This is a genomic window from Halomonas sp. IOP_6 (genome assembly GCF_021151565.1).
Lineage (GTDB): Bacteria > Pseudomonadota > Gammaproteobacteria > Pseudomonadales > Halomonadaceae > Vreelandella > Vreelandella alkaliphila.
Map to the genome: position 1 here is coordinate 249732 of NZ_JAIRBO010000002.1, position 14889 is coordinate 264620.

Genomic DNA, 14889 nt, shown 5'->3' on the forward strand with positions numbered 1-14889 from the left:
GCTTTAACGTGTTCTTTGATAGGAAGTTAAGATGCCTATAGTCACTATCCAGCAATTCCCCCGTGATCTTGCCCAAAAGCGAGAATTGGCAAAGCGTATTACTGACGCGTTCTGCGATGTGTATGGTACCGACCCGGTGAGCGTGCAGGTGTTTTTTCAAGAAGTAACGCGGGAAAATTGGTCCAAAGGCGGCCAAATGGGGGTTGATCGTGATACTGCTCAGTGAGGAACTCGATAATTAGTTTTTTTAACGTAACCTGACTGAACTAAGCTAATTACCATGACGCGAATGAGCCAGGAGTTCTGAATGCACGAGCTAGATCACTATATTTATCCTCACCGAGTGTTGCATTGGCTAGTGGCAGTCGCCGTGTTGCTGTCATTGTTAAGTGGCCTGACGCTTGGCTTCCTGGGGTATGAACGCGCCGTTGCTTTGCTGGGGAATGCGCTTACCAACGTGCTCTACACTAGCCATAAAACCTTAGGCGTGACGATACTGTTGCTAATGACGCTGAGGATTATTACGCGGCTAGCTTTTGTTGTGCCCGACCACGAGCCGCCGCTCAATGCCTTCGAGCGAATTATCAGTACTAGCGTGCATCACTTGCTTTATGCGGGACTAGTGGTTATGCCACTGATTGGTTGGACAGCCACTGCTACCGGCGGCTTTCCTGTTGAGTTTTTTCAATGGCATTTGCCGGGGTTGTTGGGCAAAAACGAAGCGCTTTCGCAAACGCTGTTTGTTTGGCATGAGCGTTTAGGGTGGGCGTTAGTTGTGCTTATTACGCTGCATATTGCGGGTGCTCTATTTCACTGGCGAATCAAGCGCGATAACGTTATGAAACGTATGAGCTTGTTTGACTGATATAGTTTTCTATCCATCATGATCACGCTGAACCATAGCCATAGTAACGGGTGGTTTGGCGTGACTTGACGGCATACATCTGGCTATCCGCTTCACGAAGCAGGCTGGCTAACGTATCGTTACCGTCATGGCTAATACAAATACCGATGCTGACGCCTACGCTAACTAACGTGCCATCAGGTAGCTTGATAGGTGAGCGAACGGTCTGTTCGATACGGTTACGCATCTCCTCTAACGCAGTCTGATCAGTTATCCCCTCTAGTAAGAGAATAAACTCGTCGCCGCCAAAGCGCGCGCAATGATCACTCCCACGTGCGACGTGCACGAGACGTTTGGCAACTTGCTGAAGCACGAAGTCGCCTATCTCATGGCCATACTGGTCGTTAATTGGTTTGAAGCAGTCAAGGTCACACATGACTAGCGCTAAAGATGTATGCGTTTGTTTGCAATGTTCAATAGCCGCTTCTGCACAGCGCGTCAGTCCATTGCGGTTAAGCAAGCCGGTGAGCATATCGTGGTTGGCTAGTTTCTCTAGTGCCTGAGTACGAGCAGCTACTTTTGCTTCTAGAACAGCCTCCTGCTTTTTGAGCATTGCGACGGTTTCTGCCTGGGCGCGCTCCTTCTGCCATTTTAATTTATTAAAACGTGCGGCCAGTGCGAAAGATAGCAGCAACATCTCAATGGCTGAGCCGATTTGTATCCCATGAAGGGTTAGGAAGTTGGCGGGTAGAATACTAAGATTTCGAAGTGCAAATACGCTAGCCCCTAGTAGAAATATTGACCAGGCGAGCACAAAAATACGGGCGCTAGGCACGCGGCGCAAACTGCAATAAATACCGCACACGAGCATTAATAGTGAGGCAGCAAACCCTGTTATATCCATTAAGCGTAGGGCGGGTTGAATTGGCAAAAATATCATTGCTACCAGCGCTATATAGCAGTAGCCGCGAAATAGCGTAATGATTTGATGCCAGCGTGGGCAGTAGATGGCTGTATTAAGAAAACTTTGAGTGAATAGGGCTCCCATCGCAGAAGCAAACGTAAAGCCAATCGCTACCAGGCGCGCGGTGTTATCGCCTAGGAAGCTCCAAAACATCAGCGTGCCAAGACCATTGAACGTCAAACTTGCCAGTGTAAACCCGAAGGCAAATAGCGCGTAGTAGAGAAATACGTGCTCTTTAAGCACAAAAAATAGCAGCAGGTTGTAAACGCTTAATGTTAGCAGCATGCCGAAGTAAGTCGCCAGCCAGAAATTATGCTGGTCATTCTGAGTATAAAAAGCCTCTGGCGTCATTAAGCTATAGCTCAGAAATTTACTGCCCGTGGCTTTTACCTGGGTATAAAGCGTCACGGTTTCCCCGCCGAGCAGCATCACCGGAAAAACAGCCTGTCGGTGGGCGATTGATCGCTCGTCAATTGGCACGGCGATCCCGCTGTGCTGAACGTCACTAGCGTGTCCTCTCAGCGTATAAAGAGTGACATGGTCTAAAAATGGGTATTCGAATTTAACCATCCAGGTAGCCGGGAGGGGCGATGTATTATGAATTTGCGTTTTTAGCCAGACATCGCTTTGTGTATAGCCGAAATGCAAATCAGAGGCGTGACGGACCGGGTGAAATGAGGGGGATAACGCTACAATATCACGCAGGTTTAGCGATTTTGACGTATGCCAGTAACCGCTTACTTCATTTAAATCGTAACGCGCCTGCTCGGAAGAGACGACGATAGTAGCCGCTGCACTTGTTTGGGAATGCCAGCTAATAATAAGCACTAACAAGCCAGCCGGAAGGCGCTTTAACCAACAGTAAGCATCCATAAATATCGCTATTTTGGTTATTTTTGCGTTGGGCTTTATCGCTTCTAGGTCTTAGTGCCTAGGATCCCTTGCCTGCCTTGGGCGGGTTTTGCTCCTAGGCGAAGTGTAGACCTCTTTCAAAGCGAGTGGCCGACATTGGGTCTAAAGCATGATGTAGATCAGACTTTTAGTTAGGCGCTGGACTAGTTGTCCACTGTGGCGCCAAAAATGCCAATAAAGTGGCACTGTCAGCGAGTGACCGGGGGCGATGCTGACAAGGTGGCCTTTTTGCAGTTGGTCTAGTGCCTGTAGTTGTGGAACCATTCCGTAGCCAATGCCTGCGGTGGCGAGACGCACAAATCCTTCTGATGAAGGGCACAGGTGGTAGGGGAAATGGCCGTGATAACCGCACTGAGCAAGAAACTGATGCTGAAGCTGGTCATGAGGGCCGAACACAATTACCGGGGCTTGCTGAAAAGCTTCTGGAGAAAGGCCTTCAGGAAAGTAGCGTTGCACGTAGGCAGGTGATGCTAGCGGGAGATAACGCATCTCGCCTACTTTAATACAGCGAGCGCCCGCGATGGGTGTTGGCGTAGAACAAAGACAGGCTGCGACATCGCCATCTCGCAGACGGTTAAGCCCAACGTCCTGATCCTCAATAACTAAATCGAGCAATACGCCCTCGGTTTGACAGATATCTGCCACTGCGTTTGCCCACCACGTCACCACGCTGTCAGCGTTGATGGCGATTCTTAGTCGGGTCGTTGCGTTATCTAGCGTAGGTAGCGTCTGCTGTAGGTCGTGTTCTAACAGCTGTACTTGCTGGTAATGGGTGAGTAGCCGCTGACCAGCAGGTGTGGGTGAAAGCTTAGGGTGGCGCATTAGCACTGGCTGGCCTAGGCGTACTTCCAGTGCTTTTATACGTTGGGAAATGGCTGATTGAGAAAGCCCTAATATATCGCCTGCTCGTTCAAAACCGCCGCTCTCCACCACTGTGGCCAGGGCATGGAGAAGTTTGTAATCCAACATGGCCGTCTTCCCAGGATAAGAAAGTAATGACGTTATGCAAAAGACGCGTATTTAACAAATAAAAGCGCCATATCCTTATGTAAGTGAGATTGAATGTCATAAGTAAATGAATTACATTAATCTGCAGGGAAACGACACTAAACTCTCAATGCCATCGCTTAAAGGACACTGTAATGCCTGTCATCATGCTCCGTCGCCCTCTTGCAGGTATCGTTGCGCTTAGCGCGCTGATGCCTTTAGCCGTTTCCGCTGACGATGCTGTTAGCGCCGACGCTGTGGTTCATCACTATGCCGACTTGGCGCATGCTAATTACGCCGATGCGCTCAATGCCGCCGAGGTGTTGAACGAGCGTATCGACGAATTGCTGGCCAACCCTACTGTTGAGGCTCTTAACGCAACTAAGCAAGCCTGGCTGCAAGCACGGGTATCGTATCAGCAAAGCGAAGTATTTCGTTTTGGCAATGTGGTGGTGGATGACTGGGAAGGGCAGCTGAACGCCTGGCCTTTGGATGAGGGCATGATTGATTATGTCGAAAGCGATGGCTATCAACATGAGCTGGGTAATGAAGGGGCCACTGCTAATATCATTGCCAACGAACGTATCACGATAGGGGGAGAAGTCCTGGATGTCAGTGATATTACGTCAGAGCTCTTAGCTGACCTTAACGAAGTGGGTGGCTCAGAAGCCAACGTCGCCAGCGGCTACCACGCCATCGAATTTCTGCTCTGGGGGCAGGATCTTAATGGCTTCGAAGCAGGCAGTGGTGAGCGTCCGATGAGTGACTTCCAAACCGGCGATGACTGCACCCATGGTAACTGCGATCGTCGCCGGACGTACTTGGATGCAGTGTCGGACCTGCTGGTCAGTGATCTTGAGTGGATGGTTGCCCAGTGGTCGCCGGAAGTTGAAGGCAACTATCGTCAGGAGCTGCTAGCTGAAAGTGATCAGGAAGGCCTGCGCCGTATGCTATTTGGTATGGGGTCGCTATCGTTGGGTGAGCTAGCGGGGGAGCGCTTAAAAGTCGCGCTTGAAGCCAACTCTTTTGAAGATGAGCATGACTGCTTCAGCGATAATACCCACAACTCTCACTACTACAACGGCCAGGGGATTCAGAATATCTACACCGGCAGCTATCAGCGCCTTGATGGCAGTGTGGTAGAGGGGCCTTCGCTGCAAGACTTACTGTCTCAGGCAGATAGCGAGCTAGCCGATACCCTTGGTGAGCAGCTTGAAGCCACCATGGCGCGGCTTGATGCTATCAAGCAAGCGGCTGAAGCGAAGAGTTCGCCGATGGCATTCGATATGATGATTGCGCCGGGTAATGAGCAGGGCAGTGAATTGATCAACGAAGCGATTCTCACCCTGGTGGCGCAAACGGTATCCCTTGAAGAAGCCGCCGGTGAGTTGGGGGTTACCTCTTTGCAGCCGGATGATGCAGGCCATCGTTTCTAAATCATTCGTTTGATTTTATGAGCCGTCTGGCAGCTTGGCTGTCGGACGGCTTTTGTCGTTTGTCTCAAGGTATATTTATGTGCCACCTCTCTCGCTTTTTTGCCTTCAGGCGACTCGCTCAATGCTGCCTTTTCTTAGCACTGTTGGCGGCCTCTTTGTTTGTGGTCTCTTTACAGGCGGCTGAATCTCCCGCCATTCAATCGTCGCCGATGAGCGGTGGCGATGGGGCAGTGGAGCAATTTGATCACAACGCTTATTCATTACCGCTACGTAACATGTCGATGACCAAGCGGCTTGATTTCAGCGTCGGCAATAGCTTTTTCCGTAACCCCTGGGTGGTAGCACCTGCCAGTACTGAGGCCCGTGATGGCCTGGGCCCGTTGTTTAATACCAATAGTTGTCAAGGCTGCCATCTCAAGGATGGGCGGGGCCACCCACCAATGGGAGATGAAACCCCCATCGCGTTGTTTCTGCGTCTTTCGCTGTCTTCCAATCAGGCAGAGCCGGAAATTCTGGAGCAACGGGGCGCGCTCCCGGTACCCAACTACGGTTTGCAGCTACAAACCTCTGCGATTCCTGGCGTGCAGCCGGAGGGCAAACTGATCATTGAGTACCGTCCGCGGGAAGTGGGCTTTGCCGACGGCCATAGCGTTACCTTGCTGGAGCCGCTTTACTCAATTGCCGAACCTGCCTACGGTGAGTTACCGAATACGTTGCTGACGTCGCCGAGGTTGGCGCCACCAATGATTGGTCTGGGCCTGCTGGAGGCGATTCCTGAAGCAGACCTTATGGCTGCAGCCGATCCCAACGATGCTGATGGCGATGGTATTTCTGGGCGCTATAACCAAGTCTGGGATGTGCGCAGTGGCACCACGGTGATGGGGCGCTTTGGTTGGAAAGCGGGTGAACCAAGCATTGAGCAGCAGAGCATGCACGCCTTCGCCGGCGATATGGGGCTAACTTCTCGCTTAGTGCCACAAACTGATTGTATGGATAGTCAGGGGTGCGATGCCTTTCCTGAGGGTGGAACGCCTGAAGTCAGCGATGAAATTGCAGACTTCATCACCTTCTATGCCTCTAGCCTAGCAGTACCGATGCGCCGCAACATGGATGATCCTGAGGTAATACAGGGTGCCGAGACATTTAACGCACTGGGCTGCGCAAGCTGCCATACCCCTCGACATCGTACCGCCTCGGATGCCCCCCGAGCGGCGTTGGCGAATCAAGAAATATGGCCTTATAGCGATCTACTGCTCCACGATATGGGCGAAGCCTTGGCCGATCATCGTAGTGAATTCCAAGCGGATGGGCGCGAATGGCGCACCCCACCGTTGTGGGGTATTGGCCTGACACAAACGGTGAATCCTCGAGCTGGCTTTCTCCACGATGGCCGTGCCCGCACGCTCGAAGAGGCGATTCTCTGGCATGGTGGCGAAGCAGAGGCGGCCACCAAAGCCTATCGACATCTACCGACTGACCAGCGCGCGGAACTTATTCGCTTTCTTGAGTCTCTGTGAGCTTTGCGACGCCTCTGTTACTGCTATCGACTATTGGTAAGGAGTTTATGTGATTGCTTCTCTTCGTCGTTTGGGGGTGGCGGTTGCGTTTTTAGCGGCCCCCCTTTCTGCATTGGTTTCTGCTGATGCGGACACCAATACACCGCGTGATATCTGGCATAGCGCGATAGCGCAGCAGTATGCCGAACTCAGTAATGCCTCTGAGCGCCTGGAGGCTAGCGCAACGCGTTTTTGCCAAGCTCCCGATGAATCGCTTAAACAGCGGCTTGAAAGCGACTGGCTGGGTGCTTATCAAGCTTGGCAGGCGGTGCGCTTTGTCCAGTTTGGACCCATTGAGCAGAACAGCCGTGGCTGGCAACTTCAGTTTTGGCCAGACCGCAAGAACCTAGTAGGTAGCAAGGTAGAAGGGTGGTTGCAAGCTGGCACCACGCCAACGGTTGAAGACATCGCTAGCGATAGCGTCGCGATTCAGGGATTTCCGGCTATTGAGTACTTGCTTTATGACGACGCCATGAGTGACCGGCCACTTGGTGAGCCGGCGATGTGTGGTTTGTTGCAGGCTATCTCTACCCATCTCGCAGACACTAGTAACGCGCTGGAACGCGACTGGCAGGCCTTTGGCGTGCACTATCGTGATACCCCGCGTTACACCGAAACCACGTTGGCTAACGCTATTCAAGCGCTCGAAACCCTCGAACAGAAACGTCTTGGTGAGCCAATGGGCCTGCAAGGATCGCCCGCTAACCGCTATTTAGCGGAAGCCTGGCGTAGCGGTAACTCCATTCGTTTGGTGGAAAGTACGCTTGAAGGGCTGCGGACGGGGTTTCTTCCAGGGCTCTCGGCGTTGCTGCGTGAAGCCGATGCACTGCCACTCGCCGAGGCATTTCGTGATCAACTGGATAAGACGTTAGCCAAGACGGGTGATCTGCCACCGGGGCTGACAACGTCACTTGACGACGAGGCATTTCGTGGCCAGCAATCGCTTTACCTCAATATTGGTCAGTTGAACTATCTGCTGGGGACCGAAATTGCGGCCGAGCTTGGCCTGGTGCGTGGCTTTAATTCTAGCGATGGAGATTGAGCTATGCAGCGACGGCAGGTGCTGAAAGCTGGCCTGGGAAGTGTCGTAATGGCACTAACACCGCTGAGCTGGGCGATGCCAGGGCGCGAAAATGCTGACTGGCTGTTTAGCGCGGTTGATGGTCTTGATGGGAAGCATTACATCGCTGGGGTAGCACTGGATGGTAAAAACCGCTTTATGATCGAAGTGCCCGAGCGCTGTCACGGCGGCTGTTTACGGCCTGATTCCCGCCAGGCAGTATTGTTCGCTCGCCGTCCCGGTACACGGATGCATGTGATCGATGGGGACAGCCGCCAATTAGCCCACACCATTGCGGCCGGGGAGGGCTATCACTTCTACGGGCATGGCGTTTTCGACTTGAACGGGCGCTACCTGTATGTCACCGCTAATCGTTTGGAGGACAGCGCCGGGCTAGTGCGCGTTTACGATGCTGCCAACGACTACACCCATGTCCGTGATATGCCGCTGGGTGGTATCGGGCCCCATGAGCTTCGGCTGATGCCGGATGGCGACACTCTAGTTATTGGTTTGGGCGGCATCCAGACTCATCCAGACTACGGCCGGGTAAAGCTCAATCTGGACACCATGGCCCCAGCACTGATGCTTATGAACCGCCACAGCGGCGAAGTAGTAGCCCGCCACGCTCCTTCGCACCACCAGCTTAGCTGCCGCCATCTGGACGTGGCAGCGGACGGCACGGTGATCGCCGGATACCAATTTGAAGGCCCTGAGTGGGAATCCTATCCGCTGATTTGTCGTCTGGATGCTGCCGGAGACTTCTCTGAGCTGGCGCTGCCCGATGAGGTCACCGCCAGCCTGCGGCACTACACCGCTAGTGTCGCGTTTAGCCGTGTTTCGGCAACTGTTCTGGTGACCGCACCTCGCGGCAATCGGGTGCTGCTGCTGGATGCTGAACAAGGCCGCTTGAACGCTAACTTGGAGTTACCCGACGCTGCGGGGGCCCGCTGTGATGGTAACGGCGGCTTTCTGGTCTCCTCCGGCCAGGGCGGGCTCTACCGTGTAACGCCTGACACGGCAGTGCCCGAGTTGCTCGTCACCCAGGAATTCCGCTGGGATAACCATCTGACCTGATAGGTACTTAACGTTGACTTAAATAGCGAAAAGCATTCATTCCGACAGTCGAAAGCGCGAAAAAGCCAGCGGCCAAGGTAATCTCATTGGGCCACGGCAATATTGTGCTCCCCATTGGGGTGTTTCATCACCTGCATGGGCAGGCCATAAATCGCTTCTAAGGTGCTGCAACTCATCAAATCATCCGGACTGCCATGGGCCAGCAAGCGACCGCTATGCAGTGCCATCAGTTCATCACAGTAGCGTGACGCCATATTGATATCATGCAACACAATAATGACGCCAAGGTTCAGCTCATCGCATAGCTTGCGAACCAGCGCTAGCACTTCAATTTGGTGAGCAATATCTAGTGCTGCTAGCGGCTCATCGAGCAGCAAGAAACGACTTTCCTGGGCGAGTAGCATAGCCAACCATACTCGCTGACGCTCGCCGCCGGAGAGTGTATCGACTAAGCGGTCGGCAAAGGCCTCTGTGTGGGTAAGGGCGATGGCGCGATCAATGGCATCTTTATCTTTCTGGTTGTGGCGACCCAGCAGGCCGTGCCAAGGGTAGCGGCCAAAAGCCACCAGCTCGCGCCCAGTCAGGCTTTCAGCGCTGGGCAAATGCTGGGGCAGGTAAGCCACCTGACGAGCGAACTCGCGGTTTCCCCAGTCACTCAGTGGGCGTTGGTCGAAGTGAATCTCTCCCTGGCTAGTAGGTTGCTGCTGGGCCATGAGTTTAATCAGCGTCGACTTTCCCGAGCCGTTATGGCCAATCAGGCCGTAAACCTTGCCCTCATGAAAGCTGTGGTCAATGGGATTTAAAATCTGCTTACCATTGATTTCAAAGGTGGCGCCTTTGACCTCGAACATGAATCACTCCTGGCGATAGGATAAATAGTGGCTCCATTCTAGTGCTAATGGTTCTCATTTTTAATAAAAAATAAAAAGATTTTCGCCGGTGTGTGAATCTTTCTAAGTACTCAGCCACGAACCGCCATCCCGATTGCTTCGTGGTCAAAATGTCGCGGGCGGCTCTTTAAAACGCGACAGGGCAGAAAGCACAAAAAATAAGCGGGTTGTTTACAGCGGCTGCTTGTATGCCTCAACAAATAGGAAATGTTGAAGCTCAGCAGTGACATTGGCCGTTTTTCAGTAAGAGGTTAAATATGCTAGCAGTTGGCTATGCCGCTCAGGGTGCGCTGCCATTAGGCTATTCCATTGAGCTGGATTGGGCTCTCCAGTGAGGTCTGTGACGGTGTAGCCAGCTTCTCGGGCAATTACAATGCTCGCGGCGATATCCCAGAAGTCGAGCTCAGCACCCTGAGACCAAAATGCATCGAAGCGGCCGAGGCTAAGGTAGGCGATCTCGAGCGCCGCTGAGCCCGGGCTGCGGATGCCCGCCACATGTGGCATTAATGCCGCGAGTTGATTTAGCGCTGTCGTGCAGTCGCCTTTGGCATGGTAAGGCAGGCAAGTGCTCACCAGCATCTCGGTTAGCGGGCGAGGGGCTGGTGTTGTTAACGGGCGATCATTGAGAAAGGCACCCGCGCCTTGGCCTGCCCAAAGCATTTCATCAAGGAGTGGTTGATAGACAACACCGATGATCAGCGCATCACCTTTGGTGACCGCAATAGACACCGAGAAGTGAGGCACGCCATGCAGAAAATTACTGGTGCCATCAAGGGGGTCAATAATCACGGTATAGTCGCTATCGGTGGGCGTCAGGCCACTTTCTTCACCAAGGAAAGCGATATCGGGAAAAGCGCTGCTGATGCAGTCGATAATGATACTCTCGGCTGCCGTATCGTAGTAGCTAACGAAGTCAGATGTCCCCTTTTGCTCAAATGCAATCCGTCCCTTTTGCGAATACCCCTCGCGCAACAGCGCGCCAGCCTCATAGGCTGCTTGCTTAACTGTTTCCAGCAAGCTGTTTTCGCTCTCAAGCATGTGGTTTCTCCTGGGGGCTTGTATGGCTGTTATCAAATCGTTTGATAAAGGTAACTAACCATTCGTGACGTGGCGATGACAGTGGGCAGTCTTGGTTTGGTGGCTTGCTCTTGGTGTATGAGTGTCGTCCCTATCAAACTGGGGCAGTCACGAGAGCTGGCTTGCTTATGGAGTCACTGTTTAACACCTTGTTATTTGCCGTTCCTTTAACCATTGGCCTTGCCCAGGCGCCAGTAGCCCATGCTGGTAACGTACTGCTTGGGTAACCCGCACTCGTTGACTAAGTAGCGGCGCAGCTTCATGGCGACCTTGGTTTCAGCGGCGATCCAAGCGTAGAAAGGCGCGCTATCATCCAAGGTGGCGGGTTCCCAGAGCGGGGCGTCTTCATCGTCGCTTTCATCGTTGGTCGTGGCACTGGTAGTGACGTTAGTAGGCGTGCCGCCTAGCGCTTGAATTTCCTTATGTAAATCAATATCGCGCAGGGCTCTCATCATCAGCTCACCATGCTGGCAGCCGGGCTCAGCGTCACGTGCCAGCCAGCGCAGCTTTGCGGACTGGGGTAGCGGTTGAACATCGTCGCGGCGAGGTACTTCGAGTAGTGCTTCGACCTTGGGTTTGAGAGGCAGGTCATCAAGGGTTTCTAGAATACCGGCCGCAGCGGGGAGGGCGGTTTCATCGGCGATGATTAGAATACGGCGCACGCCTTGAGGTGGCTTCCATTCGTAGCCCTGCTTGGGGCCTTCCGCTCTAGCGTCGGGGGCTGTCATGGCTAGCCGATCACCTGGGCGGGCGCGCATTGCCCAGCGTGAGGCAGGGCCATTGTCGCCGTGGAGCACAAACTCTACATCCACCTCAGCCTGCTCTGGGCGCAGGTCACGAATGGTGTAGGTGCGCGCAGAGGGACGCTGGGCATCTGGCAGTGCGCGATAGGCGCTGTACCAATCGTGTTCTGCCAGCTTGGCAATCTCAAACAGTGGATCGAGGCTACCACCGCCTTCAGGGAAGAACAGTTTGACGCGCTGATCCGGAGCGTAGGTCGCCATTTGGCTGACGGCAGGGCCAGTAAAGGTGAACCTGACTAATGAGGCGCTGACTTGGGTCCGCCGAGCGAGAGTGATATCGAAAAGCTGGTAGGTCTGTTTAGCCGCCATCGTAGCTGTCTCCATTAATAAATGGTGTTAATTGTAGTGCTAATTATTATCATTTAGAATCGTTGCGGATAATTCAACCACCAACTCCAGAAAAGAGTAAGGCTAAGAAATGACTCTGCTGCCTATCAGGCCCTGTGTAGCGATCTGCCCGGCTATGACAAGAGGTTGTTCGCTATGCTAAGCGCTGCGCAATTGACCCAGCGAATGGGGGGGATGTCGCCTGCAAAAGCTTGCCTGCTGCTTAGCTTGCCGATGGTGGTGCTGTTTTGGGTGGGGCTGCAGGGACAGGGCGGTTTTATGCTGGGGGTGCAGGCGTTAGTGGCGCCCTCCTTTGAAAACGTCGACGAGTTGTTGCTTCACTATGCATGGTGGCCGCGTCTCTCGATCGCGCTGCTAGCTGGGGGCGGCTTGGGGTTGGCGGGTGTACTGATGCAACAAGTGCTGCGCAACCCGTTGGCCTCGCCCACCACCCTAGGGGTGGCATCGGGCGCTAACCTGGCGTTGATGACCGCCACTCTTATGGCCCCAGGGCTATTGGTAGTGGGCCGTGAATGGGTTGCCTTAGCGGGTGGAGCGCTGGCGGTTGGGTTAGTTTTCCTGCTCTCGTGGCGGCGAGGGTTGGCGCCGATCGTTGTGGTGCTGGCGGGCTTGGTGGTTAATCTGTACTTAGGGGCGCTTTCTACAGCGCTGCTGCTGTTTAACCACGAGGCGCTTTCAGGACTGCTGATTTGGGGCGCGGGTTCGCTGGCGCAAAACGGTTGGGATGGCGTGGCGGTTCTCTGGCCACGGCTGGCGATTAGCTGCGTGGCAGCCTGGTTTCTACTACGCCCTTTGGCGGTGCTGGAATTGGACGATGCCAGTGCTAAAAGCCTGGGGGTCTCGCTGACCTATCTGCGTTTTGCGGGGATGGGGCTGGCAGTATTTATTACCGGTAGCATTGTTAGCGTGGTGGGTATCATCGGCTTTATCGGTTTGGCAGCGCCTAATATTGTGCGCATGGCTGGTGCGCGGCGCTTAGGGCCACGGCTGCTTTGGTCGACGTTACTAGGGGCTGTGTTGTTGGCCACCACTGACCTGCTGCTACAGCATTTCGGTGGCATGGTGGCTGCCTTTATCCCTACTGGGGCGATTACCGGTGCCCTGGGGGCACCGCTGTTAATGTGGCTGATTCCGCGCCTGAAACTACAGGGCGATCAGCCGCCGAAAGGGGCGGGTGTTTTTGCTCATCGCCATCCTTCGCCTGCCCGTTTGGCGACTGGTTTACTCCTCGCACTACTGGGCGCCACATTGCTTGGCTTGCTGGTGGGGCAGGGTGTCGATGGCTGGTACTTACTGTCGCCGGATAACTGGAACGTGATGCAGTGGCGCATGCCGCGGGTAATGGCGGCAGCGGCGAGTGGGCTAATGCTGGCAATTGCCGGGACGATTCTTCAGCGCCTTTCCGCCAACCCTATGGCTAGCCCCGAGGTATTGGGTATCAGCGGTGGCTGTGCCATTGCGCTAATTTTGGGGATCTTCTTACTGCCCGCGCCCACCAATATGATGCTGATTGGTGTGGGGACCCTGGGGGCTTTTGCAACGCTGCTGGTGTTGGTGGGCATCAACCGCAAGAGCGGCTATCTCCCCGAGCGCTTGCTGCTTACTGGGGTAGCCGTCAGCGCCCTGTTTGATGCGGTGCGTAGCGTTATGCTGGCGGGTGGCGATCCTCGGGGCCAGCAGGTGATCGCTTGGCTGGCGGGCTCTACCTATTACGTGGATGTCACCAATGCCATTGTTGTCGGCGGCATTGCCGCGGTATTGGCACTGGTCACGCTGCCCTTTACTCGCTGGTTGGATATTTTGCCCTTAGGCGCACCGACGGCCAAGGCGCTTGGGGTAACCCTCAACCGTGCCCGTTTGGCATTGCTGTTACTGGTGGCACTGCTAACCGCCTGCGCCACCCTGGTGGTGGGGCCGCTGTCGTTTATTGGTCTGCTGGCGCCACATATGGCGCGCTTGGTCGGCTTCTCTCGGGCAGGGCAGCACCTGCTGGGTGCTGCGTTGATCGGCATGTTATTAATGGTGTTGGCGGATTGGGTAGGTCGTCAGATTATCTTCCCTTATGAGATGCCCGCGGGCTTGGTCGCCTCTTTGATTGGCGGTGCCTACTTTATGTGGGGGCTGCGGCGGCTATGAGCGAAGCGGCGAGCGTGCTACCGGTAGCGACGAATCCAGCAGATGCTTTGTTGGCGCTCTACCGCCAGCCGCCGTTGGATAACTTAAAGGCACCTGCGTTTGGTCGGCCTAATATACCGACGCTGGCAGCTTCTGAACTGCTGGATCATAAGGTGCTAGGCGCTCAGCTTTCGCGTTACCGCCGATACCACGGTGACGACGCCGACTTTCTGGCGGCCGCTTCAATCTGGTCGAAATTTCATTTCAGCAGTGTGGCGATTCCGACGCTGGTGGCCAACCTGCTGTTGGGCTATGAGCTGCCGGTCGGCGGGGGTGAGCTGCGGCTGGCGTTAGGTGATCACGGTCAGACGGCGCGCATCTGGCTGCCGCATGGTGGCGTGCCGTTGGCCTCAAAAGCGTTCCAGTCACGCTTTAGCGGCCTATTCGATGACCACTGCGCGTCGCTTATCGAAGCGCTGGCCGAGGTCTCCGGGCTTTCTGCCAAAGTGTTCTGGAGCAACCTTGGTCACTACGTGGAGTTCGTGGGCAAGACCTGCTCGCGGCATCCAGACTTCACTGGCGCGGGTGAGCCGCTGCTGGATTATCTCGCCACCAAGACGCTCCCCGATGGGCGTCGTAACCCGCTTTATCAACCGGTGCGTTATCTGGAGCTGGGCGGTGAAACGCCTGCTCGAGTGCGGCGGTTATGCTGTATCAAATATCGGCTACCCGGCGAGCCGCTGTGTGGCGGTTGCCCGCTGAAACCCGAGAATAAGCCGGCCAAACGCCAACGCTAGCTTTTTTAATTGGCATGCGTTTGGTG

13 protein-coding genes are annotated in these 14889 nt (G+C 54.5%); 8 read left to right on the plus strand and 5 right to left on the minus strand.

Features of this window, described 5'->3' with window-relative positions:
* Window positions 1-31 precede the first annotated feature (31 nt).
* Together K7H08_RS04715 and K7H08_RS04720 are read left to right on the plus strand one after the other, a co-directional pair.
* Window positions 32-226, plus strand: coding sequence for a tautomerase family protein (locus K7H08_RS04715; RefSeq protein ID WP_038481913.1), 195 nt, complete (start codon window positions 32-34; stop codon window positions 224-226).
* Window positions 227-307: 81 nt separating this feature from the next.
* Window positions 308-865, plus strand: coding sequence for a cytochrome b (locus tag K7H08_RS04720; protein ID WP_038481916.1), 558 nt, complete (start codon window positions 308-310; stop codon window positions 863-865).
* Between the two features lie 22 nt (window positions 866-887).
* Here the strand turns inward: K7H08_RS04720 and K7H08_RS04725 are convergent, their stop codons facing one another.
* A complete protein-coding gene (locus K7H08_RS04725; RefSeq protein WP_231657312.1) occupies window positions 888-2681 on the minus strand; it encodes a diguanylate cyclase in 1794 nt (597 codons plus the stop codon).
* Between the two features lie 141 nt (window positions 2682-2822).
* On the minus strand, window positions 2823-3689 hold the full coding sequence (locus K7H08_RS04730; protein ID WP_231657313.1) for a LysR family transcriptional regulator ArgP: 867 nt from the start codon (window positions 3687-3689) through the stop codon (window positions 2823-2825).
* Between the two features lie 173 nt (window positions 3690-3862).
* Here K7H08_RS04730 and K7H08_RS04735 point away from each other — a divergent pair, with 173 nt between their 5' ends.
* The 4 genes from K7H08_RS04735 to K7H08_RS04750 all read left to right on the plus strand — a co-directional run bounded on the left by K7H08_RS04735 (window position 3863) and on the right by K7H08_RS04750 (window position 8833).
* A complete protein-coding gene (locus K7H08_RS04735; RefSeq protein ID WP_231657314.1) occupies window positions 3863-5143 on the plus strand; it encodes an imelysin family protein in 1281 nt (426 codons plus the stop codon).
* 77 nt (window positions 5144-5220) lie between these two features.
* A complete protein-coding gene (locus K7H08_RS04740; protein ID WP_231657315.1) occupies window positions 5221-6660 on the plus strand; it encodes a di-heme oxidoreductase family protein in 1440 nt (479 codons plus the stop codon).
* A 49-nt stretch (window positions 6661-6709) separates the two neighbouring features.
* The gene (locus tag K7H08_RS04745; protein ID WP_038481925.1) at window positions 6710-7741 is read left to right on the plus strand and encodes an imelysin family protein; all 1032 of its coding nucleotides are present in this window, start codon (window positions 6710-6712) and stop codon (window positions 7739-7741) included.
* A gap of 3 nt (window positions 7742-7744) precedes the next feature.
* Window positions 7745-8833, plus strand: a complete 1089-nt coding sequence (locus tag K7H08_RS04750) for a DUF1513 domain-containing protein (protein ID WP_038481928.1) — start codon at window positions 7745-7747, stop codon at window positions 8831-8833.
* A gap of 83 nt (window positions 8834-8916) precedes the next feature.
* On the opposite strand, the gene K7H08_RS04755 is transcribed toward K7H08_RS04750, so the two are convergent.
* The 3 genes from K7H08_RS04755 to K7H08_RS04765 all read right to left on the minus strand — a co-directional run bounded on the left by K7H08_RS04755 (window position 8917) and on the right by K7H08_RS04765 (window position 11912).
* On the minus strand, window positions 8917-9684 hold the full coding sequence (locus K7H08_RS04755; protein ID WP_231657316.1) for an ABC transporter ATP-binding protein: 768 nt from the start codon (window positions 9682-9684) through the stop codon (window positions 8917-8919).
* A 279-nt stretch (window positions 9685-9963) separates the two neighbouring features.
* The gene (locus K7H08_RS04760; protein ID WP_198348540.1) at window positions 9964-10761 is read right to left on the minus strand and encodes an inositol monophosphatase family protein; all 798 of its coding nucleotides are present in this window, start codon (window positions 10759-10761) and stop codon (window positions 9964-9966) included.
* 206 nt (window positions 10762-10967) lie between these two features.
* Window positions 10968-11912, minus strand: coding sequence for a siderophore-interacting protein (locus K7H08_RS04765; protein WP_231657317.1), 945 nt, complete (start codon window positions 11910-11912; stop codon window positions 10968-10970).
* Between the two features lie 174 nt (window positions 11913-12086).
* Here K7H08_RS04765 and fhuB point away from each other — a divergent pair, with 174 nt between their 5' ends.
* Window positions 12087-14087, plus strand: coding sequence for a Fe(3+)-hydroxamate ABC transporter permease FhuB (gene fhuB, locus K7H08_RS04770; RefSeq protein WP_231657318.1), 2001 nt, complete (start codon window positions 12087-12089; stop codon window positions 14085-14087).
* Window positions 14084-14863, plus strand: coding sequence for a siderophore-iron reductase FhuF (gene fhuF, locus K7H08_RS04775; protein WP_038481942.1), 780 nt, complete (start codon window positions 14084-14086; stop codon window positions 14861-14863). The genes fhuB and fhuF overlap by 4 nt, the downstream gene beginning before the upstream one ends.
* Window positions 14864-14889 lie beyond the last annotated feature (26 nt).

Coding starts and splice junctions, on each gene's coding strand:
- K7H08_RS04715 (WP_038481913.1), top strand. CDS start 32: ATGCCTATAGTCACTATCCAGCAATTCCCCCGTGATCTTGCCCAAAAG.
- K7H08_RS04720 (WP_038481916.1), top strand. CDS start 308: ATGCACGAGCTAGATCACTATATTTATCCTCACCGAGTGTTGCATTGG.
- K7H08_RS04725 (WP_231657312.1), bottom strand. CDS start 2,681: ATGGATGCTTACTGTTGGTTAAAGCGCCTTCCGGCTGGCTTGTTAGTG.
- K7H08_RS04730 (WP_231657313.1), bottom strand. CDS start 3,689: ATGTTGGATTACAAACTTCTCCATGCCCTGGCCACAGTGGTGGAGAGC.
- K7H08_RS04735 (WP_231657314.1), top strand. CDS start 3,863: ATGCCTGTCATCATGCTCCGTCGCCCTCTTGCAGGTATCGTTGCGCTT.
- K7H08_RS04740 (WP_231657315.1), top strand. CDS start 5,221: ATGTGCCACCTCTCTCGCTTTTTTGCCTTCAGGCGACTCGCTCAATGC.
- K7H08_RS04750 (WP_038481928.1), top strand. CDS start 7,745: ATGCAGCGACGGCAGGTGCTGAAAGCTGGCCTGGGAAGTGTCGTAATG.
- K7H08_RS04755 (WP_231657316.1), bottom strand. CDS start 9,684: ATGTTCGAGGTCAAAGGCGCCACCTTTGAAATCAATGGTAAGCAGATT.
- K7H08_RS04760 (WP_198348540.1), bottom strand. CDS start 10,761: ATGCTTGAGAGCGAAAACAGCTTGCTGGAAACAGTTAAGCAAGCAGCC.
- K7H08_RS04765 (WP_231657317.1), bottom strand. CDS start 11,912: ATGGCGGCTAAACAGACCTACCAGCTTTTCGATATCACTCTCGCTCGG.
- fhuB (WP_231657318.1), top strand. CDS start 12,087: ATGCTAAGCGCTGCGCAATTGACCCAGCGAATGGGGGGGATGTCGCCT.
- fhuF (WP_038481942.1), top strand. CDS start 14,084: ATGAGCGAAGCGGCGAGCGTGCTACCGGTAGCGACGAATCCAGCAGAT.